The following is a 22,209-nucleotide window of genomic DNA, read 5'->3' as shown; positions in this document are numbered from 1 at the left end:
TCCTGCGGCTCCGGCCTACATCATAAACCGTGCCCGCCGCCGCTCAAGCCTTGGCGTCGAACAAAAGACTGTTGACATCATTCAGACTATGGGCAATACGCAATGCTTCCTCAGAAGGAAGCTGCCGAACAAGCTCGCCCGTATCACTGGCAATGATCCTGACCACGATCTTGCCGGAATCTTCATCAGTAGTGAACTCAAGGTTGCGCCGGGTCGAGTTCAGAAAGCTCTCGATCTGCGAAACCGCTGCTCTCACTTGATCGACATCAGTGACAACCATAGGCCTAGAGGAATCATCCGCCAGCACAGCCTCATCCAGAGCCGTCGCAGGCTTGTCGAACCCTCTTTTCTCTGGAGGCTGCTCAGCGGTGCGGGCCTGCTGGTAGGAAAGATTCAGCTTGACGCTCATGTCCATTGCCACCACCTCACAATGAAAAGGCGGAGAAGCGCCTCAGTGATGCACCTCTCCGCCAACACTCATCAACGATTACTGAAGCAGCTTCAGCACAGCGGAAGGCAGTTGGTTAGCCTGTGCCAGAACAGCGGTCGAAGCTTGCTGCAAGGTCTGCTGCTTGGTCAGCTGGGCAGTTTCGGCGGCGAAGTCGGTGTCCTGCACGCGGCCGCGGGCGGCCTCGGCGTTTTCGTTGATGTTCTGCAGGTTGTTGATGGTGCTGGTCAAACGGTTCTGAACAGCACCCAGGTCTGCACGGGTGTTGTTGATGTTTTTCAGAGCGTCATCGATAGCAGTCATGGCGCCACTGAAGTTAGCTTCGATATCGCTGGCAGCACCGGTAATAGCCTGGCCAGACAGAGCGCTCAGAGCGCCGCCCGAAGAACTATCCATGGCGTCGGTCAAAGTGATGGTGATCTGATTGTCAGAGCCAGTGTTGGAGCCCACTTGGAAAGTCAAGGCGTCAGTAGTGCTGCCATCGAGCAGGCTCTTATTGTTCAGCTGGGTGCTCGCTGCGATACGGTCGATTTCTTTCAGCATCGACTGGAACTCTTTGTTCAGCGCATCGCGATCATCTTCAGTGTTCGAGTCGTTTCGTGCCTGAACAGCCAGTTCACGCATACGCTGCAGAATGTTGGTCTGCTCCTGCATCGCACCTTCAGCGGTCTGGGCGATGGAGATCGCGTCGTTGGCGTTCTTGATTGCCATGGTCTGACCACGGATCTGCGAGGTCATACGGGTGGCGATCTGCAGGCCGGCGGCGTCGTCTTTGGCGCTGTTGATTTTCAGGCCGGAGGAAAGACGGGTCATCGAAGTAGCCAGTGCATCGGAAGCACGGTTCAGGTTCTTCTGAACGCCCAGAGAGGTGGTATTGGTGTTAACAGTCAAAGCCATGACGAATTCCTCGTTGGATTGTGTACTACGGCTTCCGGCCTTGGCAATTCGCCGGGTGCGGCACAGAGAACCTTCGTAATGGTTATCGTCGTCAGGGCTGTTTGCTTTAGCGGATTTTCAAAAAAAATTACTGGCATCATGCCAGCCCAGCAAAATCAAGGAGTTGACGCCAGAAGAGTGACGCCTCAACCATGCTGTGCTTGCGCCCATTCGACCAGCACGCGTGAAAAACAAACGCCGCCTACCGGCGGCGTTTCATATGACTGAAATAATCAATCACAACGCTCGATAATGGCCGAGCCCCACGACAGCCCAACACCGAAGCCACTCAACGCAACACGCCTATGCTGCGAGCCGAGCACATGCTTCTCCAGCAACAAAGGAATGCTCGACGACACAGTATTCCCGGTCTCGACCATGTCCTTTACGAATTTCTGCTTGTGCTCGCCCTCTTCAAAACGCGCCGAAACCGCATCCACAATCGCCGCACTGCCCTGATGCAGGCAATACAGGTCGACTTCCTCTGCCTTGAGCTTGCTGGCATCAAGCAATTGCTGCAGGTGTGAAGGCACCTTGACCAACGCAAAGTTGTATACCTGACGACCATTCATGAAGAACTTGCCGCCAGTCGTGCGCAGGTGCTCGGCACCCGCACCATCACTGCCGAACAGCGATTTACCGAGCTGCCAGGCAGCACCCTGGCCCATCCAGGTAGCCGTGGCCGCATCACCAAACAACATGGTGGTATTGCGGTCCTCGGGGTCAACGATCTTCGAGTAAGGGTCCGCGGTGATCAGCAGGCCGTTCTGCAGCCCCGCCGCCTCCATGAAGCCTTTCATCGCATACAAGCCATAGACATAGCCTGAACAACCCAGCGAAATATCGAACGCGGCAACAGAGGTCGACAGGCCCAGCTTGTGTTGAACGATAGCCGCCGTATGCGGCAGCCCTTCGGCATCGCCGTTCTGCGTCACCACGATCACAGCATCGATAGCCGCCGGGTCGAGCGATGGATTGGCAGAGAACAGGTTCTTTACAGCTTGCACGCACAGGTCAGAGGTTTCCTGAGCATCGTCCTTACGTGGCAAGAAAGTCGAGCCTATCTTGCCTAAGATGAAATCTTGATCTTTGCCAAATTTTGCGCCTTGGGTGTAGTTGTCTACCCCTTCAGGCGGCACGTAACTGGCGATACTTTTAATGCCAATCATATGGCTTCCCAATTCTGAAAAAGCAAAATGCCTGCTGAGCACCACGAGCACCTGTCAGCCAAGGCAGCACCATTGGCCACACGGTCGCAGGCTCAGCCGTTCCCGGTTACGGCAATCATAACAGTGAAGATGCTTGCCGTGACTCGGAAGTCACGTGCTTTTGTCGAATACGGGAAGAAGGATCAGGGTACACCGGGCTTGAGCCTCGCGCCCCTGAACCTATGATGCAGCGTGGTCACGGGTTGGTTAATCAGCCATCAAAAGCCTACCCAGGAATGCGAACCTGGCAGCCACTACGCCAAAGCGGCTACCCGACTCGCTCGCCCACCATCACACGCGAAACTAATGCTTGAACTCTGCATCAACCGGCAATAGCTCTAAATACATACTGCAACGGCAGTGCATCTTGAGCCGCTATTTGCGGGTCCTTTCCTGCCGCTGCCGCCATAGCTTGAATAACCGGTAGGAAGCGTTCGCGCTGGGGTTCGTTGAATACGCGCGGCACACCCGCCTCAACCGTCAGACCTGCCTGGGCGAACAGCTCAAGCATCGTAGCCAGCGTGAACCAACGGATATGCGTCCTGTCGAACAGGCCGGAGTCCTCGTAGCGGAAATCCCCAATACTCAAACGCGCCTGAACACTCCAATGCTGAGCATTAGGGATACAGGCGACCACACACCCCCCCGGAGCAGTGGCCTGGCGAATTTTGCTCAGCATCTGCCACGGGTCATACAAATGTTCCAGTACGTCGCCAAAAATCCAGCAGTCTGCAGCAAACTCTTCAGCTAGCTGTTCAATGCTGGCGTGCTCTATGTTCATGTCCACGACATGATCACAATGCATTCGCGCAAGCTCGGCGTAACCAGCATCAATCTCGATACCGATGTAGTGAGCATCTGGGTTGAGTTTCTTGTACTCACGCGCCAGCGCCCCCGAACTGCAACCCACCTCCACGATACGCTTTGCATTAAGCGGGATCAGGTTGAGCAAATCGGGATTGTGGGAGTGATGAACCGGCGTCTGCTTTAGCATACCTGCCTCCTGGGACGCCTGCTTGCCAGGCTCGGCGTACTTCAATTGATAAAGGTGAAAACTTTCACGCCATGAGGGTGTACCAAATCCACCACCACTTTCATGAACGACACTTAGCGGCCAAGTACCCATGCGCAACCCATTGATTTCGGCCGAACGACAGAAGTCCATGTCATAAAAATGAAACTCGAACTGCTCGTCGAAACGCACGCCCGCCTCCCAGAGACGCTCGCTATCCGCCGCCAACAGTAACCCATCAAGCAACTTGCATTCTTGCGGCACCGGCCCGAAATCAGAGATGTTGCAGGGGAACCCTGTTCCATGACCGACCAGACCACTGAGGTAGCGTTTTTCATCCCAAGTGAAGCGATCATCGACGAAGGCCCACGCCGGCTGCCCTTCTAGACGACGGGTATTTCCTGCCAGGCCGACGACATCGTAAGCCTCGACCGCTTCTCGAATCCGCACACTCCACAAAAAATCGCAAAGATGTACGTCGTCGTGAACGAACACCAGGATGGCGGGGTCATTTTTGGCCGCGTCGATGGCACGGTTGTAGATCGTTGAAAGCCCTTCCGCGTTTTCAGCAAACAGCGCGATCTCAACCTCGTTGACCGCCTGATGAATCAACAAAGAACGGCCAAGGGCTGTCTTATTAGAGAAATCCTGTTCGGACACCCGGGTTCCACAAACAATTCGAATAGGTTTCATGCAGGCACTTCATTAGTAAAAGTGGAAAGCAGGACGCCCGCGAGCACCTTCCCCTCGGGTCGCGCCCAAGCCGCCAACTCACGACTTGCACTCAAAAAGCCGATAACCATGCTGGCCCCTGTGCTGAACTGACCTCTGCTTCGCGAGGCTGCCCACAGAACTTGTGCGGCCAACGCTCCGCCAATATCTGGGCGGCCTGCTGGTCAACCGACGGCATCGTCGCCACGCGAACTTGAGCTCGCGGAGTCCACAACACCATCAATCCCGACTCACCGGCCACAAGGCACAGGTGGATATCCGCACCCGGCACCAGTTCAAGACCGCCACTCAGTGAAAACTGCGCCTTGCTCAACATCAGGCAATCTGAGGAAACCGCCTCACGCCCACGTACTGACTGGCTCCACAGGCCCTCGCCAGAATGCTCAAGCGGATGAACCTGAGGACCAACCAACAAATCATACCCACCATGAACAAGGCCAGTATCTGCATCATGGAGCGCCGCCCCGACTATGCCCACCTCAGGGCGCTGAGCCTCATTGAGCAAACCCTCGAGCCAGGCCGGGCTGATCACTTCTGCACGCTCCGACAGTATTACCAGATACTCACCTTTGGCATGACTTGCCGCAAGGTTCAGCAATTCATTGCGCGAAGCCCCTACATCTGCCGTCAATAGCCGCACACGGGCGCCCATACCTTGACGCTCGCTCACCTGATCGTCACCGGCCTGCGCCGCACACGCCAGCACCACTTCAAAGCGCGGGTAACGGGTGCGTTGCAGAATGCTGGTCAAGGTGGGCTGTACACTTGCCAACTCACCCTCACTGGCCAACAGGATGCTGACCATAGGTGTCGCAGGATGACGCAGGTCGATCTGCAGCCCCGCGTCCGTCTCACTGACATGCCCCTGATAACCAAGCTGCCTCAAATGCCGCTCCAGAACCCCTTGGGCCTGGGAACTCAGCGCCTCGGTTGATTGCTCACCCAGTACCAGGTAATCATCAAGGTGAGCAAGACTGCCCACCCCCTTCGTTTCCACCAAGCGCAACAGCAGTTCGAACTCAACAGCTCCAGGCACAGCTTCACTAAAGCCATTCAGATCGAGCACTGCCTGGCGACGCAGCAGCCAGTGACGCGACATCAGGGCGGGCTGCCCTCGGAGCAGGTCCAGGTCGGCACTGGGGCGCTGTATCCCCTGTAACCGGCCCTCGGCATCTTTTTGGACCTCGTTGGCGCATATGGCCTGGCAAGCAGGCTCTTTGCTCAGCTCCACCGACATTTGTAACAAACCGCCACTGAGCAATTGTTCACCGGCGTGCAGCAACAGCAGCCAATCGCTCGGCAGTTGATACAGCGCCTGATTCAGGTGCGCCACCCAATTACCCTCAGTAACAGCAATAAAGTGGAGGATATCGCGCGGGGTTGTCACCACAGGTGGCTTCCCGGCCTTGAGCACCAGCAGCTTGAAATTCCTCAGGCCACTGGCCAGAAGGCTGTCAAAGGTAACTTGCAAACTGGCATCATCGTTGTTCAAGTCAAGCACCACAAACGCAATTTGCCCTGCAGTGGATTGGGCAAGATGCGCCAAGACGCGCTCACGCGCATCGTAATCCGGTGTCGCTGCGGCGAGTGCTGAAAGCATCCGCCCGGAAGGTGTCAGCGCCAGACCCGACTGTGCATCCAATGACGGCACCTGATCGAGCCGGAGCAACCAATCTCGCAGCTCTGCGCTGCGGATGGCATCGCCTTCATTACTGAGCGAAGCGACCAGTCGGTGGCAGACCTCTTGATTGAAGATCCCTAACGACAGCGCCTCCCAATAGCGGACCTGAAGGCTTTCGGCGGTATCGTTGGGGTACACCTTCAGCAACTCGCGCTGGCGAACCCAAACACCTTCCAAGGCACGGTACTGACGCTGGCCTGCAGGCCAGGCATGGCAAAGGAACTCCAGCTCGGTCAGTGACGAAAACAGCGCAGCACTGTAATACGGCATTTCAACAAACTGACGAGACTCAAACACCCGCTCAGGCGCCTCGGAAACATAGAGCCAGCTTGAGGTGAAGAGCAGCGGCAGCTGAACAGGCGTATAGGTATTACGCACAAACTCGTTAAGCAGCGCGAACCCCGCCTCACCTTCGCAGAGCGCCGCACCTTCCCAATTGCGCATGGCCCGGACAATACCGGTCAGGCACTGTTCACGGGCGGCCATCGTTAATGTGCAAGGCGCGTAGTTACACACCACATCGGTTTGCGGCAACGGCACAAACGCGCCTTGCGTGAGCAGCGCGTAGGACAACGCCTGGCGCCAACCGACAAAATCGAGACCCGCAGGCAAGGATGCGATGGCCGCCTGCAAAGCCGGCACGCGCACTACAGCTCGCCAGGCTTGCTGTCCAGCAGATGCATATTCCTGCAAGCGCCCGATTGCGCCTTGCCCTGCGCCCGCGAGGTGCCCACTTGCCTTGTAATAGCTTGTCTGCGCGCTACCGGTAGCATAAGCCAGTGCGTACCCTTGAGCGCCGATGCAATCAGGGGTTTCGCTCAAGCAGGCTGCAGCATTATCCAGTGCATCCGGCAAGACAAAATCGGCATCTAGCGCCAGCACTACCAATGGCGTGCTGATTTGCGCGATCGCCTGCTGCAACCTGTCACTGCATGCCTGCCCTTCGTCATTGGAGCGCAAAGGTGCCAGTGCCAGGCAAGGCACATTTACCTGCTGGTAGTAATACAGCGCACGGTTGCGGTACTCCGCTTGCTCATGACCAAGCAGCACCACGGTCACATCGCTGCGCAACCCGTAAGCAATAGCGTTCATTGACCACCTGTATCCATTGTTGGAGTTACGCTCAAGCAAGGTGAGCGCCTCGAATCAGTCTGCAAGCCAAGCATTGGCCCAATGTTGTAGATGATGCGGTGTTAAAACATAGTCACGCAGGACCGCAGCGCGCAAAGCATCGCCTTGTCGGTAACTGGCCTGAGGGTCGGACAAATGCATGCGAATAGCGTCCAGCCACTGCTCTGGAGAATTTTCACGAACACGCGTGCACGGTAAGTAACCTGCATAGGCCTTGGTATCCGTACAAATTACCGGGAACCCACATGCGCCGTACTCCAGCAAACGCAAGTTACTCTTGCAGTCGTTGAATAAGTTCTGCTCAAGCGGCGCCAAAGCCAAGTCAAGATTGAGGCTGGCCAACTTTTGCGGGTACAGATCCAGCGGAACACCTTTATGGAATTCTTTCACGAAAGGGCGCAAAATCTCCGGGCACATGCCAAAAAACACCCAGTCCACTTCATTTGCCAAAGCCTTCACGACGTCCAGCATCAGTTCCAGGTCACCCCGATGGCTTGTACCGCCTGCCCAACCAACGCGAGGTTTTGCGCTAGTTTGGCGGCTACTGACAAGCCCGGTCCACATTCCAGGCGCCAGCATGTTTGGCACAATACGAATATCTTGGTGCATATTTGATAACGCATCAGCCAACGGTTCGGTGGAAACCACCAATCGGTCACATAACCCCACTGCCCGACTTAGTTGTTCGGCGATATCACTCGGCCAATTGCGCACGTGGTCATTTTTCTTGGGTGGCTCAATAATATAATCATCTATCTCGAAGATCCGGCGAGCGCTGGAGAATTGTTTCAGCCGGCTTATTTCCTCGATGCTGGCTTTGGCATAGCGCAATTGCAGGATCATAGCGTCGGGTTTTTGCCTTTCGGCCTCGATCACACTTGGCATGTGGTAGCCAAGCCGGCCTTGTATCCAACCCGCGCGCTCCAACTCAGTGAAGGGCTGAATGACCCGATAATGCCCAACCCCCGTCGTATTGAACGGTAATGCCAAAACCGATGGCAGCACGCGTGCAATGAAAGGGTCCCACCCTCCACGTAAACCTGGCTCGAGAGAAAAGCTACCCTGTGCGAGACTGAGATTGGGGTTATACGCAGGGTCGCGGGCAATCATGGCCAACCATCGCTGGTAGAACGCCTGCCTATGAAGCCCTCCTTCACTGGCAGGAGCAGGCACAGCATCTGACGCTGGCCAATGAATGACCTTCGAGAAAGGCGTCCAAACCACCAGATATCCTTGCTCGCGAGCGCGCAAGCAAAGATCAGCATCCAGATTGTCAGCCATGCTGTCAGCGTCCAGCCCCTGCAACTCGACATATAGCTCGCGTCGGACCAATAGGCACTCAAGGCTCAAAGCGCTCCAGTTCTGGACGTGACATAACCGTTGGCGGCTGGCTATTCCTGAAACACTGCCTTGGAATGGGCTACCCGTCGCGCCTCGGAGGCCCAATACCAAGGCTCCAGCTACAACAGCACCATCACGGCCATGGATCGCGGGCCCGACAATACCCACTTCTGGTCGCTGGGCCTGCATCATCAACTCGTCCAACCACTGCTCATCTAAAAGCACGCAACCGGCATCCAGCAGTAACAGGTAATCACACCGGGAAAATTCAACCGCGTGATTAAGACACCGCGCGCGGTCATATGCCTGGCTGCCAATAATCCGAACCACCCCGCCTAGGCCATCCATCGCCGCCAGCCAGTTACGGACACCCAGAGGCTCGTTACCGGAAGATACCAACAGCAATTCGTAAGCTGGATAACGGGTGTATTCAACCAGCGATTCCACACAACGCTGCATCATTAACAGGTCAGCGACTACATGAATCACGATAGAAACGCTGGCAGGCCGCTCATGAAAATAGCGCACACGCAACCCGGAAGGGCCTGACGCCGGCGCAACGTGCGCGTTAACGCCCAAACGAGAGAGGTGCTGATGCACAACTGCCACCGATTGTTCCTGTACCTTAGGCGCCGTAACCCATTCGGCACAAGACTGTCGGGCCTGCACTAGCACTTCGGCAATATGCTCGACCACCTGCAGGCCATGTGCTTCTACCATCCGCCAAAGCAAATCATGGGGCGCCAATGCCGCGAACTGGGTATCGAACCCACCCAAGGCAATCAGCGATTCACGCTTGAACGCCAATTGTCGCCCTACGTAAGGAATGCTACGCATCAAGTCCAGGTTGAAATCTGGCTTGAAGGTAGGCTCTGAAGATAACCTACCGTCATGAACCCCTTCATCCCAATATAAACAGGACGCGTCCGTGCGCAGCGCCATGCGCTCAGCCAGAATGACCAGCGCATGTGGATGCATGCGGTCACCCGCCTGCAACAAGACGATCCAGTCCGCGTCCAACTTGGAGGACAGCGCTGTGTTGACCTGCTCGAAACCCTCCCCATGAAGAGGCTGAAAAACCAATCTGGGCAGAGATGGACGCGGCAAGTCAGTATCCGCCAGTACCATGATGCGGTCCGCAGGATAGGACTGCGCCTCCAGCGAATCGAGCGTATTACGCAAACCGACCTCATCACCCGCCCGGCACATAACCACCGGCATAATGCGCGGACGAGAAGGCCAGCGCTCGATTCGCTTGGGTAGCTGTAGCAATTGGCCCTCCGAAAATGCGCGGCACGCCAGCCACTCGGCATACACCTCGGAGAAATCTAGACTCTGCGTACCTATCTGTTGCTTGAAAGCAGCATTCTGCTTGCTCAGGTAGTTCCGGACATCAATTTCCTGCCACTGCTGCTCGGTATCATCGCGATACATCTTCAGCGGCAGTAAGCGGACATAGCCCTCGGCTGGCGGGGCCCCAGTCGTTCGGGCTGCCAACATCTGCGACAGCCAGTCCGACTCAAGTACCATCGCATCTGTCATTACGGCTTGATGACTGAGCCGACCTGCATGGATTCGCTCCAAGCTAAGAATCTGATTCAGACTTGCGAGATGGCCGCGACGGAGAAGGCATACACAAAGCGCCAGATCCAGACGTGCGGTAAAGCCCTGCCCGTCCTGAACCAAGGCAGCAAGAACCTCTTCGACTTGCGCACGGCGGTACATGGCATGGCTAATTCCACCGAAGAGATTGATCATGCTTTCAGAAACGTAAGCCAACAGATCACCACCGTTGAGCACTGCAGTCTCGGGCGATACCAGGCAATTAAGCAAGCGTGACGGCAACAGAATGTCAGACCCGTCGCAAAGCAGGCGCTGGGCAATAACAACACTGACATCCGCGTGCTCCACCAATACATTGGCCTGCAGCCTGATGCACTGGCTCGCGAGAGTGTCATCGTCACATAGGAATTTGATCAGCGTGCCTGAACAGTGGCTCAGGCACGTGAGCAGATTGCGCGCAAAGCCAAGTCGCTCAGGGTTGCGAACGTAACGCAAGCTAGCGCTGGCAGCCTTACCCAATTCGTCACATATCGCTTCAATTTCAGCACCGGAGCTGTCATCGCAAACTACAACTTCCAGCGCGGGGTAATCTTGACCGAGCGCACTGATCAATGTGCGACGAAAGAACTCGGCACTGAAAGCAGGAATAGCGATACTGACAAGGGTTTGCGTGCTCACAGAAACTCACTTAAGCCGATAAAAATCAGGAACAAAACACTGACGACACTGCAACGCACGCCATAGGCAGAGGGCGCGCGGACCTTGCATCAAAGTCCGCGCTTTTAACGCACACTGTTTGCCGCCCTCAGGCACCTCTGCCGATTAGATATAGTTCACTAGCGACAGGCCTGAAATTTTCGCGTACGCCTGCAATGAGGCCTGTAACATGTTGCTTTGCATCTGCAGGCGCAACATCACTTCGGCAGGGTCACTATTGCGGATCGAGCTCTGTGTCTTTTCGTTCTCGGTACTCAAGGCTTCATTGGTTTCAGCCTGAATATCGAGCGCTTGCCCGCGACCACCGATAGCACTGACGGAGGAACTCACTTGGTTGATGGCACTGGCAACGTTGCCAATTGCCGAATCCAGCGAGGCAAGGAAATTCTTCTGCGCCTCGGGGTCAGAATCTACCGGTGTACTCAGCGCAGCACGCAGCTTGCTTACGGTATCAAGCACGTTTTGGGTCTGGTGGGTATTTGCCTTAATGCCATAAGTGTCGCCAGCAGCCGGTGTTCCCGACAACTCGAAGGTAACCCCCATCGCGGTAGCGGTGTTTCCACTCAGCGTCCCACTTGAAATGGGTTTGCTGTCAGCCGTCAAGGGTGATGCATACAGTTCGAAATCCGTGGCACTGGTAAACTTGAGCACAGCACCACTGGGGAAAGCAGCCTTGTATGCTTCTTGATCAGTGATTGATGCCCCCGTGATCTGCGTAGACGATGCGTTGCCAGGGCTGCGTGCACCGTTAATTTCATCGGCCTTGGAGCTCAGGCTGAATGAATGCCCTGCAATGGCAGCGTCAGGATCGGCCTCGTCGCCGGACTGGTAAGAAATATTCAGGCGCAGCTCCACACCGCGGAAGCTGATCGAGTTATTGGCGGCGGAGGGATCGAACCGCCCACCTTGAGACGCCTCGAGCGTTACATCATTTCCGCTGGCATCAGTAACCTTAAACTGCGTGCTACTGACAAACTCTACGGTATAAGGCTCACCACTGCGGAAGCGGTCGTTATATGTGGCACTACCAACGACTTGGCCGTTGGACAATTTGACCCGACCATCGTCCGGCGACGGGGCAACAAGGTGCGTCTCGCTTCGGCTTGTGTTGAGGGCCTGCTCAAATGCCTCGTAACCCGTTTCGTTCGCAGCCAGGCTCAGCATGTCACCTACCTGGAGGCTGGTTTGCCCCTGATCCCCTTGGTAGGTATAAGTACCATCCGCATTACGGACATACGGAGGGGTGTCACCTTTGGTACCCGAAAACAGGTATTTGCCGTTCTCGTCCCGGCTGTTCATCAAGGAAAGCAACTGATCTTCCAGCGACGCGAGCTCGGCCGCATTGGCCTTGCGGTCGTCATCGGTGAAGCCCGCATTACCCGAGCTGATCGCCAGTTCATTTACCCGCTGCAGAATATTGCCGATAGACCTTAGCGTGCTCTCTGCCGTGCCCAGCGCGTTACGCACGCTCACGGTATTGGCGGAGTACTGCTTGAGCATGTTCTGCTGCTGCTCCAATTGCAACAACCGCGCCGCGCCCACCGGATCATCCTTGGCCGAGCGCACGCGAATGCCATCGCTGGCCTCCTGCTGAGTCTTCACCGTCTTGGCGAAGTTGCTCTGATAGTTGGCACTATTGGTGTTGTAGAACTGGGAAGTCGAGATGCGTACGCTCACGATCTAAGGCTCCTTAAAGACTGTTGATCAGGGTGGCGAAGGTTTCCTGGGCCGCCTTGATGATCTGCGACGACGCGGTGTAGTACTGCTGGAACTTGATCAGGTTACCGGTCTCTTCATCGATCGACACACCCGACACACCGTCGCGGCTGTCCTGCGCAGAAGTGTGGAGAGCGCTGGTAGCATCGCCGTCCATCTGCGCCTGCCCGGCCTTGCCACCAACGCCGGATACCAGCTTGGCGTAGGCATCAGTGAAGCTGATACCCTTGCCATTGGCTCCCACTTCGACCGTAGGCTTGGTCTGCAAATCGATCACCGACTGGCTGTTGCGGTTGTCCGCAGAACCTGCGCCGGTCAACGCCACGGTGTAGCTGTCGCCATTTTGCGGGGCGCCGGAAACGTTCATCTCGAAAGTGAAGCTGCTACCCAGCGAGTTGCCGTTGCCATCGACCATTGGTACCGATAGCTGCAGTTTGTTGTCTTGGCCCGGCACGATGGTACCGCTGCCAATCTCGGTGCCCTTGGCGTCATACATTTTGTAGGTCTGGGGCGAGGTACTGTTGTCACCGAAAACGAGCTTGACCGGGGTGGAATACTTCAGGCCGATCTGCAACAACGAACGCTGGGCTGCATCGGAGATGTCCAGCTCGGATGTCAGGGTCGGCTGGGTTATGACGCCAGTCCCCTTATTGCCAGAACCGCTGGTGGCGCTCAGCGGCGCGGCCAGCGCCAAGCGTTTGGGGTCGGTCAGAACCGTCTCGATATTGGCTGCGGCGTTGCGGGTGGGTGTGATCTTGAAACTGTCACCCGCGCTCAGGCCTCCGCCATTGAGGGCAAGGGTGAAACCGTCGATCACCGGGGCCGGGTCATCATCGAGGCTGTAGCTACCCATGTCGGTGCCATCGGGCAACTTGCGGACCGTGTACTGCTTGTCGCTGGTGAAGGTCACTTGGTAATCGCTGGTGGTCAGCTTACCGGTATCCTTGATGGTCACATCGAGGTTGCCTGAACCTGGGCTGTTGTTCTGCTTGGCGATACTGCGCTGGCTGATAGCCGCAGCGCTGTTGATATCACCAAACAAGGTCGCCCCGAAATCACCATTTTTGTCGATGCCCTGCGCCAACTGGCTATTGATGGCATCCGCCACTACCAAGGCAACACGCCCCAGCTCGTTGAGCGCAGGGTCGAGCGTTTCCGAGCGATAGCGGATCAAACCACCAAGTTCGCCACCGCTGGTGGTACTGGTGATATCCATCTTGGTCGAGCCGCGATTGAGGATCAGACTCATACGGGTCGGGTCCGTCGCGCTTGGCGCCACCCCCAAGGTCTGCGTGGTCTTGCCCAGCACCAGCGCCTGGCCATTCTTCAGGTAAATATCGTAGTTACCGTCGCGCTCGACCACATCGGCGCCAATCAATTTGTTCAGCTCACGTACCGCACCATCACGCTGGTCGAGCAGGTCATTGGGTTGGCCGGAGATTGCGCTGATGCGAGATATCTGCTCATTCAGATCAGCGATGGTCTTGGTCAGGTTGTTAACCTGATCGGTGAGCGAAGCCATGTTGGCGTGGATGTTGCTGTTTTGCTGGTTGAGCTGCGCCGACAGCGTGTTGAAGCGCTTGGCCAAGGACTGCGCGCTGGTTAACAGCAACTGGCGCGAGGCGTCCTCGGTGGGCTTGGCCGCAGAGTCCTGCATGGCAGTGAAGAAACTTTGCAACGCTGCGGTGATACCGGTATCGCTGCTCGACAGGGCAGTATCCAGCGGGGTGATCTGGTTAAGGTACGTGCTCGCCTCACTACTGAGCGACGTTGTAGTACGCAGCTGGTTCTCGAGGAACGCGTTATACACTCGACGCACATCGGCCAAAGTAGTGCCACTGCCAATAAAGACCTGGCCGACCTGCTGACCGCCCTTGCTCTTCTGTACGTTCTGCTGGCGCGAGTAGCTCTCGACGTCGGCATTGGCAATGTTGTTACCGAGGGTATACATCCCCGACTGCGCGGCACCCAGCCCCGACATACCAATGTTGATCAGACTCGCCATGGTTTCCTACCTTTAAATTTTCGTTGCGGTACCGAGCAGCGCGTAGTGCTCGTACGACTTCATCTGTTTTGCTATCTGCGAGATCTTGCTGGCGTAATTCGGGTCGGTGGCGTACCCGGCCTTTTGCAACTCTTGCACGAACTGTTCAGGTTTATCGGCGGCTTTCACCGCATCTTGATAGCGCGAATTGTTCTGCAACAGGTTCACCAAGTCATGGAAGCTGTCCTGATAGGAATCGTACGAACGGAACGCTGCCGTCTCCTTGACGAACTGGCCATCGCGGAACTCGCTGGTAATCGCTCTCGCCTCGCCGCCCTCCCAGTTGCCAGTTGCCTTGATGCCAAACAGGTTGTGGCTGCTACTGCCGTCGCTGTTGCGCATCACCGACTTGCCCCAACCGGTTTCCAGCGCGGCCTGGGCTACCAGATAGCGAGGGTCGATACCAATGCGCTTGGCGGCCTGCTCGGCCATCGGCAGCATGGTGGCGACAAATTCATCACTGTCGGCGAACGCCTTCTTCGGCGCCAACGGCGGCTGGGCCACCGCGCGACCGACAATACGCAGGCCGTTGTCCGGCACGGCAAAGACCTTGGCCGGTTGCTGGCCGTCACGGGCAGGTACGGCGGCGTTGTTCGGGCTGGCCGCCGACGGCACGATACCAGCCAAAAGGCGGTCGGTGAGTTTGCTCGGCAAGGCCAGGCGCCGCGAATTGAGCGCCGCTACATCATTGCGGTTAGCGCTCGCCAGGGTGGCTTGCACGGGCTCAGCCACCTTGTTGCCCCATAGCGCCGGGGCGCGGCCTTCAACGTGCGGGAACGGGCTGGTATTGACCGATGCACTCTTCTTTTTCGACAACTGGCGCACCAGCACGTCCTGCAGGCCGATACCGCCCCCCTCGCGGGACATGCTCACGGCCAATTGCTGGTCATACATGTCGCGGTACTGCTTGACCGTTTCGGTGTTCATCGGGTTGTCGTCGGCCAGCACGTCGCTGGCCTTGCGCGAGGCCTTGAGCATTTCGCTGATGAATAGCGACTCGAACTCCTGGGCCACCTTGCGTACGTTGGCACCGCTGTCGCGGTCACCATGCTTGAGCAAACTGAGGCGATTGAGGTCGGTGTAAGCACCGCTGTCGCCGCTGCCAGAAACCAGGCTTTTGCTGTTCATCGGTACCGTCCTCAGATCACGATCAGGTCGGCTTGCAAGGCGCCGGCCTGTTTCAGGGCTTCGAGGATGGCCATGAGGTCGCCAGGTGCCGCGCCCACCTGGTTCACGGCACGGACGATTTCATCCAGCGTGGTGCCTGGGCCGAACTTGAACATCGGCTTGGCCTCCTGCTCCGCATTAACCCGCGAGCGCGGCACAACGGCCGTCTGGCCATTGGAGAGCGGGCCCGGCTGGCTGACGATCGGGTCTTCGGTAATGGTCACGGTCAGGCTGCCGTGGGTCACCGCCGCTGGCGAAACCTTCACGTTCTGGCCAATGACGATGGTACCGGTACGCGAATTGATGATGACTTTGGCCACCGCCTGGCCGGGATCGATTTCCAGGTTTTCCAGAATCGACAGGTAGTCCACGCGCTGGCTTGGGTCCATTGGCGCACTGACCCGCACCGAGCCACCGTCCACCGCCTGGGCCACACCTGGCCCCAGCAGGTCATTGACCTTGTCGACAATACGTTTGGCGGTAGTGAAATCGGGGCGGTTCAGGTTCAAGGTCAGGGTATTGCCCTGGTTGAAGCCGCTTGGCACGGCCCGCTCCACGCTGGCACCACCTGGAATCCGACCCGCCGACGGAACGTTAACGGTGATCTTCGAGCCGTCACGGCCCTCGGCGTCGAAGCCGCCGACCACCAGGTTGCCTTGGGCGATGGCGTAGACGTTACCGTCAATACCCTTGAGCGGGGTCATCAGCAGGCTGCCGCCGCGCAGGCTCTTCGAGTTACCGATCGAGGATACGGTTATGTCGACAACCTGGCCCGGCTTGGCGAACGGCGGCAAGTCGGCATGCACCGACACGGCAGCAACGTTTTTCAACTGCACGTTACCGGAGCCTGGCGGCACCTTGATGCCGAACTGCGACAGCATGTTGTTGAAGGTTTGCAGGGTAAACGGGGTCTGGGTGGTCTGGTCACCCGTACCGTTCAGGCCAACCACCAGGCCATAGCCAATCAACTGGTTGGAGCGCACGCCAGAAATACTGGCGATGTCCTTCAGGCGCTCGGCCTGGGCCACACAGGCACAGGACAGGAGCAGGGTTGCGGCAATCAGCTGCCTCACGTTGAACATGGTCATCCGTACTCAGAAAGGCCAAAGCGGGCTGAGGAAGAAGCGGTCCAACCAACCAGGCTGGCTGGCATCGGCGAACGAGCCGGTACCGGAGTAGGTAATGCGCGCGTCGGCCACACGGGTGGACGGTACGGTGTTATCGGTGGCGATGTCGTCGGCACGGACCATGCCGGCAATGCGCACCAGCTCCTCGCCGGTATTCAAGGTCATCCACTTCTCGCCGCGCACGGCGATGATGCCGTTGGGCAACACCTCGGCCACGGTAACGGTGATCGAACCCGTCAGGGTATTGCCCTGGGTCGCCTTGCTGTCGCCTTTGGTGGCGCGGTCACCGCTGTAACCGGCCTCCAGCGACAGATCACCCCCGCCGAATGGGTTATTGGTGTTCGGCGAGCCTCCAAACAGCGAGGTCAGGCCAATATCGGTCTTGCTGGTCTTGGCGATCTGTGAGCCGGCGTTCTTGCTAGCCGATGTACGCTCGTTGAGGGTAATGGTAATGATGTCACCCACCCGGAACGCTTTACGGTCGCTGTACAGGTTCTGCTCGAAACCGGCCTGGTAGATCGAACCGTTGTTGGCCGCTGCCGGCAGTGGGGTGCGCGGCAGAACCGGCGCGTAGTACGGGTCGTTGGGCTTGGGCGTCGGCGCGACGCAACCTGCCAGCAACACCGCCCCCCCCAGGGCGAAAACGGACAACAGACGATTCATGACGCTTACCTCACGAGTGCAATAAACTACCAGGCTCAGAGCTGCCGGCCTCAGAGCTGTTGAGTAACGAACGACAGCATCTGGTCGGCGGTGGAGATGACCTTGGAGTTCATCTCGTAGGCGCGCTGAGTGGTGATCATGTTCACCAGCTCTTCTACGGTGCTGACGTTGGAGTTTTCCAGGGTCTGCTGCAGGGTGGTGCCGAAACCGTTCAGGCCCGGGGTGCCGACTTGCGGCGCGCCACTGGCCGCGGTTTCCAGGAACAGGTTGTCGCCGATTGCCTGCAGGCCGGCCGGGTTGATGAAATCGGCGGTCTGGATGTTGCCGATCACCTGCGCTGCAGGGTTGCCGGCGGTCGTGATAGACACGGTGCCGTCCTGGCCGACGGTAAAGGTCTGCGCGTCGTTAGGCACAACGATGGCGGGTTCCAGGGCAAAACCGTTGGCAGTGACGATCTGGCCGTCAGAGTTCAGGTGGAAGGTCCCGTCACGTGTGTACGAAACGGTGCCGTCAGGCTGCAGCACCTGGAAGAAACCACGGCCGTTGACCGCCATGTCCAACGGGTTCTCGGTCGTTTGCAGGCTACCCGTCTGGAAGTTTTTCTGCGTACCGACAATGCGCACGCCGGTACCGACCTGCAGGCCTGAGGGCAGTTCGCTGTCCTGGGTGGACTGTGCGCCAGGCTGGCGCTTGATCTGGTAAAGCAGGTCCTGAAATTCGGCACGATCACGCTTGAAACCGGTGGTCGAGACGTTGGCCAGGTTGTTGGAGATGACCGTGAGGTTAGTGTCCTGGGCGGACAGGCCGGTTTTAGCGACCCAAAGAGCCGGAAGCATTAGTGTTCTCCTCGTGCGCCTGTTTTACGGCACCCGTTCAAAAGTGATTAGCTGATTTGCAAAACACGCGCCATGGCTTCGTCGCCTTCCTTGGCCGCATTCATCATCTTCACGTGCAGTTCAAATTGACGCGACAGCGCCAGGACCGAGGTCATCTCTTCGACGGCGTTGACGTTGCTGCCCTCGAGAAAACCAGATACCACCCGCACGTTGACGTCGGCGTCGGCTGGCTGGCCAGAGGTGGTATGGATCATGCCATCGAGGCCTTTGGTAAGACCCTTGGTGTCCGGGTTGACCAGCTTTATACGGTCGACCTCGGCCATCACTCGCGGGTCTTCACCCATGGAACGAATGCTGATGGTGCCATCGGCGCCCACCTCCACCTTCTGTTCTGGCGGGATGGCAATCGGGCCGCCGTTGCCGATCACGGGCATGCCGTTGCCGGCACGCAGCACCCCCAAAGCATCGATATTCAGGCTGCCTGTACGAACATAGGCCTCGCTACCGTCCGGGGCTTGTACAGCGATAAAACCTTTGCCGGTTACTGTCACGTCCAGATCTCGACCAGTTTCGACCATCGGCCCTTCGCTGAAGTCGGTGGCCGGACGCTCGGTCATGGCAAAGGCGCGCGCCGGAAAGCTGTCGCCAAACACCGGCATCGAACGCGCCTGCTCCAGGTCACGCTGAAAACCGTTGGTGGAAATGTTCGCCAGGTTGTTGGCGTGGGCCTTCTGCGCCAGCGCGTTCTGGCTGGCGCCGGTCATGGCCACGTAAAGCATCTTGTCCACAGTCATCCTCCGCTGCACTGGCGCTCGTTTGCCGTACGCCGCTGCTTTACTGGCAAAGAAGCAAGTTCCGAACCAACTTCATGTTTTTGGGAGAACCCCCCGGGAATACGGGGGTTTCGGGATCGCATTCGCACCATGCCCGCCGGTTATCCGGCGCCGGCTTGCCGATTGCGGCAAGCTTGTACCAGCCACCTGGCGCCAGGCCCGCCCCACTAAAGCAAGCAGAGCCGCCATGGCCAGCGCTTTATCCAAGAGCGCCAGCCCACGAACGGCGCTGACACTCACTCATCAAGGTTCCCGGCAACGACCATTGCTGTAGGGACCGGCGAATTTCCTCCAGCCGTCTCCTGGCGGCCATTGTGCACATACCAGACGGCCGTCGATCTGGCTTTCCCAACGCCACCAGTTAGCCGTACCAGCTTGCACTTGGTAGAGGCTGAACGCGATCAACAACGCCACCAGCAATTTGCCCATGAACCCTCCTGCAAAAACGACGAGCCCCTTCAACAAGAAAGGGGCTCGCGTGCACACGATCAAACAGCAACCATCAGGCCATTTGGATGACGGTCTGCAAGATGGTGCTTTCGGTGGAAATGGTTTTGGCGTTCGCCTGATAGTTGCTTTGCGCCTTTATCAGCTCAACAAGCTCTTGGGTCAGGTTGACGTTCGAGCCTTCCAGTGCGTTGGACTCGATAGCCCCCAAGGTTCCAGTCTTCGGCGCATCTATGCCGGGAATGCCCGAGGTGAAGGTCTCGGTCCAGCGGGTACCGCCAATTTGCTGCAAGCCTTGCTCATTTGCAAAGCTCGCCAGCGCCACCTGGCCAATGGCATTGGATTTGCCGTTGCTGAAGCTGGCGAACAATACCCCTGTTGCGTCGATGCTCAGGCTCGACAGAATACCGGTGGCGTAACCGTCCTGAGACTGCGACATTCGCGCGGTTTCGGTGTTGTAAGACGTAGTGCTGTCCATCGCCAGGCGCATACCACCGACGTCACCCACGGCACCGTTGGAAGCCCAGTTACCCTGCGCATCTTCCACCGCAGGCACCCAACCGGTCATGCTGAATGTGTTGTTGGTCACGGTGAAAGACGAACCCGCCGGGTGGCCGGTATTATCAGCTGTCATGCTCTTGACCGAGCCATCGCTGTTGAAGCTGATGGTGCCCGTCAGTGGCGTAGTCGAAGAAGGGTCGAACGGGTTGCGCCCATCGACCAGCGTATACATGGTCCACTCGTTGGTGCCGGTCTTGCGGTAGAACTGCTCCAGCGTGTGCTCGTTGCCCTGGCTGTCATACACCTTGGTCGGGAACGACTTGGTATACGTCGACGCGCTGGCAGGATCGAACGGCAGGTTAGGCACCATCGCGCCACTGCCGTCATCGACCTCGAGAGGGATATCGGCGGCCGAAGAATTCAGGTTGATACCCTGATCGATCAGGGAGGTCGCCTTTGGCTGCAGCGCCGAGGTATCAATCTGCAAGTCCTTCAGTACACCCTTCTGAATGTTGCCAGCCGCATCAGCGGTATAGCCCTGCAGGCGCAAGCCGTCGGAAGTCACCACGAAGTTGTCCTTGCTGGCCTGGAAAGCACCTGCACGGGTGTAAACACGCGAGCCATTATCGGACAACACGAAGAAGCCCTGCCCTTGAATTCCCATGTCCAGCACGTTGCCTGTGGTGTTTACATCGCCCTGGGTGAACTGTTGGGAAATGGCAGCCAGGCGCACCCCGTTCCCCACTTGGTTCTTGCCGACACCCAAGCGGTTGGCACCCGCGTAGACATCCGCGAACTCGGCACGCGAAGACTTGAAGCCAGTTGTATTGACGTTGGCGATGTTGTTACCAGTGACGTCCAACTGCTTGTTCGCCGCAGACAGACCGCTAAGGCCGATATTGAAAGACATGAATTCGCTCCTTGTGCCGCGCTAACGGGCCTTAGATACCAATGGTTTGTACGTCGGAAAGAGACACCTTGCCGACACCGGCGAGGTTGAGCACCATTTCACCCGTTGCGCTGAAGCTGACGCTGGTCACCTTGGCCGGCAAGAGGGTGTTCATCTGCACCGACTGTCCATCTACTGTGGTGGTGGCAGTGAACGTGTAGGTGCCCGGGTCGACTTTCTCCCCGCTGCTGTTGGTGCCATCCCAGATGAAGTCAGCGTAACCCGCCTTCTGCTCACCCAACTCGATGGTCTTGACGGTGTTGCCGTCCTTGTCCTTGATGGTGATCTTCGCTTCGCTGATAGCCTGAGGTACAACGAACTGGGCATTGAAGCTTTCAGTGGTATCAACCACAGCTTTGTCGTTCTGCACCACCACCGATCGGCCTACCAACGATGAAGCCTGCAGCGCCTGCGACGACGCCATGGCATTGGTGATACTGCTAACCGACTCATTCAGGGAGGTAATACCTTCCAAGCTGCTGAACTGCGCCAACTGAGCAACGAATTCACCGTTGTCCTGTGGGTCCAGCGGGTTCTGATGCTGCATCTGCGTTACAAGCAGTTGCAGGAAAGCATCCTTACCCAACGAATCAGTGCCGGTCTTGGAAGCGGTATCCGTGGTTTTCTTCGTACTGCTACCCACACCGGACGCCGTGAGCACATCATTGAGGTTGACGCCGGTAGTCTCGATTGCCATGGTCTGGATTCCTTATCACTGCCCGAGGGTCAGCACTTTCTGCATCATGCTCTTGGCCGTGTTCATCAGCTCGGCGTTGGTCTGGAACGCGCGGCTGGCCGAGATCATGTCAGCCATCTCCTCGACCACGTTGACGTTCGGGTAGTAGACATAGCCGTCCTTGTTCGCCGCCGGGTGGTTCGGCTCGTAGCGGGCTTCAAGGTTGCTCTGGTCTTCGACGATGCCCTTTACCTGCACGCCCTGCCCGGCTTCACCCTGGTCCTCGAACAGCGACTGGCTGCCGCCAGCCTGTGCATCTTGGAAGGTCGTGGCGAACACCGGATGGCGAGCGCGGTAGGTCTGGTCGATGCTCGACGAGACTGTCTCGGCGTTGGCGATGTTGGAAGCGACGGTGTTCAGGCGCGTGTTCTGCGCGCTCATGCCGCTACCGGCAATATTGAAGACACTGGAAAGGGACATG

At 57.6% G+C, this 22,209-nt stretch carries 17 protein-coding genes; all 17 read right to left on the bottom strand.

The window, feature by feature from the left end; genetic code table 11:
• Window positions 1-43: 43 nt before the first annotated feature.
• The 17 genes from AACG97_RS08600 to flgC all read right to left on the bottom strand — a co-directional run bounded on the left by AACG97_RS08600 (window position 44) and on the right by flgC (window position 22,208).
• Window positions 44-415, bottom strand: coding sequence for a flagellar protein FlaG (locus AACG97_RS08600; RefSeq protein ID WP_125855136.1), 372 nt, complete (start codon window positions 413-415; stop codon window positions 44-46).
• A gap of 72 nt (window positions 416-487) precedes the next feature.
• Entirely contained in the window at window positions 488-1,345 is an 858-nt protein-coding gene (locus AACG97_RS08595; RefSeq protein WP_125855135.1) for a flagellin domain-containing protein, read from the bottom strand.
• A gap of 272 nt (window positions 1,346-1,617) precedes the next feature.
• Window positions 1,618-2,553 carry a ketoacyl-ACP synthase III gene (locus AACG97_RS08590; protein WP_125855141.1) on the bottom strand — a complete coding sequence of 312 codons (936 nt, stop codon included), beginning with the start codon at window positions 2,551-2,553 and terminating at the stop codon, window positions 1,618-1,620.
• A gap of 361 nt (window positions 2,554-2,914) precedes the next feature.
• On the bottom strand, window positions 2,915-4,297 hold the full coding sequence (locus AACG97_RS08585; protein ID WP_158622673.1) for a class I SAM-dependent methyltransferase: 1,383 nt from the start codon (window positions 4,295-4,297) through the stop codon (window positions 2,915-2,917).
• 91 nt (window positions 4,298-4,388) lie between these two features.
• Entirely contained in the window at window positions 4,389-7,109 is a 2,721-nt protein-coding gene (locus AACG97_RS08580; protein WP_125855134.1) for a glycosyltransferase family 2 protein, read from the bottom strand.
• Between the two features lie 54 nt (window positions 7,110-7,163).
• Complete coding sequence (locus AACG97_RS08575; RefSeq protein WP_125855133.1) at window positions 7,164-10,730, bottom strand: glycosyltransferase; 3,567 nt, start codon at window positions 10,728-10,730, stop codon at window positions 7,164-7,166.
• 144 nt (window positions 10,731-10,874) lie between these two features.
• Window positions 10,875-12,446, bottom strand: coding sequence for a flagellar hook-associated protein 3 (locus AACG97_RS08570; protein WP_197885543.1), 1,572 nt, complete (start codon window positions 12,444-12,446; stop codon window positions 10,875-10,877).
• Window positions 12,447-12,459: 13 nt separating this feature from the next.
• Complete coding sequence (gene flgK / locus AACG97_RS08565) at window positions 12,460-14,490, bottom strand: flagellar hook-associated protein FlgK (protein ID WP_125855131.1); 2,031 nt, start codon at window positions 14,488-14,490, stop codon at window positions 12,460-12,462.
• Window positions 14,491-14,502: 12 nt separating this feature from the next.
• The gene (gene flgJ / locus AACG97_RS08560; protein WP_197885544.1) at window positions 14,503-15,657 is read right to left on the bottom strand and encodes a flagellar assembly peptidoglycan hydrolase FlgJ; all 1,155 of its coding nucleotides are present in this window, start codon (window positions 15,655-15,657) and stop codon (window positions 14,503-14,505) included.
• Between the two features lie 11 nt (window positions 15,658-15,668).
• Window positions 15,669-16,778, bottom strand: a complete 1,110-nt coding sequence (locus AACG97_RS08555) for a flagellar basal body P-ring protein FlgI (RefSeq protein WP_125855129.1) — start codon at window positions 16,776-16,778, stop codon at window positions 15,669-15,671.
• Window positions 16,779-16,790: 12 nt separating this feature from the next.
• Window positions 16,791-17,486 carry a flagellar basal body L-ring protein FlgH gene (gene flgH, locus AACG97_RS08550; RefSeq protein WP_054913397.1) on the bottom strand — a complete coding sequence of 232 codons (696 nt, stop codon included), beginning with the start codon at window positions 17,484-17,486 and terminating at the stop codon, window positions 16,791-16,793.
• 50 nt (window positions 17,487-17,536) lie between these two features.
• Window positions 17,537-18,322, bottom strand: coding sequence for a flagellar basal-body rod protein FlgG (gene flgG / locus AACG97_RS08545; RefSeq protein WP_015271239.1), 786 nt, complete (start codon window positions 18,320-18,322; stop codon window positions 17,537-17,539).
• Window positions 18,323-18,369: 47 nt separating this feature from the next.
• A complete protein-coding gene (locus tag AACG97_RS08540; RefSeq protein ID WP_125855128.1) occupies window positions 18,370-19,110 on the bottom strand; it encodes a flagellar basal body rod protein FlgF in 741 nt (246 codons plus the stop codon).
• A 288-nt stretch (window positions 19,111-19,398) separates the two neighbouring features.
• Complete coding sequence (locus AACG97_RS08535) at window positions 19,399-19,584, bottom strand: hypothetical protein (protein ID WP_125855127.1); 186 nt, start codon at window positions 19,582-19,584, stop codon at window positions 19,399-19,401.
• A gap of 73 nt (window positions 19,585-19,657) precedes the next feature.
• Window positions 19,658-21,013, bottom strand: coding sequence for a flagellar hook protein FlgE (gene flgE, locus AACG97_RS08530; protein ID WP_197885545.1), 1,356 nt, complete (start codon window positions 21,011-21,013; stop codon window positions 19,658-19,660).
• A gap of 31 nt (window positions 21,014-21,044) precedes the next feature.
• Window positions 21,045-21,749 (bottom strand): flagellar hook assembly protein FlgD, encoded by a 705-nt coding sequence (flgD, locus tag AACG97_RS08525; protein ID WP_054913399.1) that lies wholly within the window; start codon window positions 21,747-21,749, stop codon window positions 21,045-21,047.
• A gap of 15 nt (window positions 21,750-21,764) precedes the next feature.
• Window positions 21,765-22,208, bottom strand: a complete 444-nt coding sequence (flgC, locus tag AACG97_RS08520; RefSeq protein WP_025340101.1) for a flagellar basal body rod protein FlgC — start codon at window positions 22,206-22,208, stop codon at window positions 21,765-21,767.
• Window position 22,209: the final 1 nt, after the last annotated feature.

Origin of the sequence: Pseudomonas sp. Nvir, from assembly GCF_963778085.1 — a bacterium.
GTDB classification, from domain to species: Bacteria; Pseudomonadota; Gammaproteobacteria; order Pseudomonadales; family Pseudomonadaceae; genus Aquipseudomonas; species Aquipseudomonas juntendi.
Note: the sequence above shows the minus strand (reverse complement) of the source record. Positions and strands in the feature narration are given on the sequence as shown.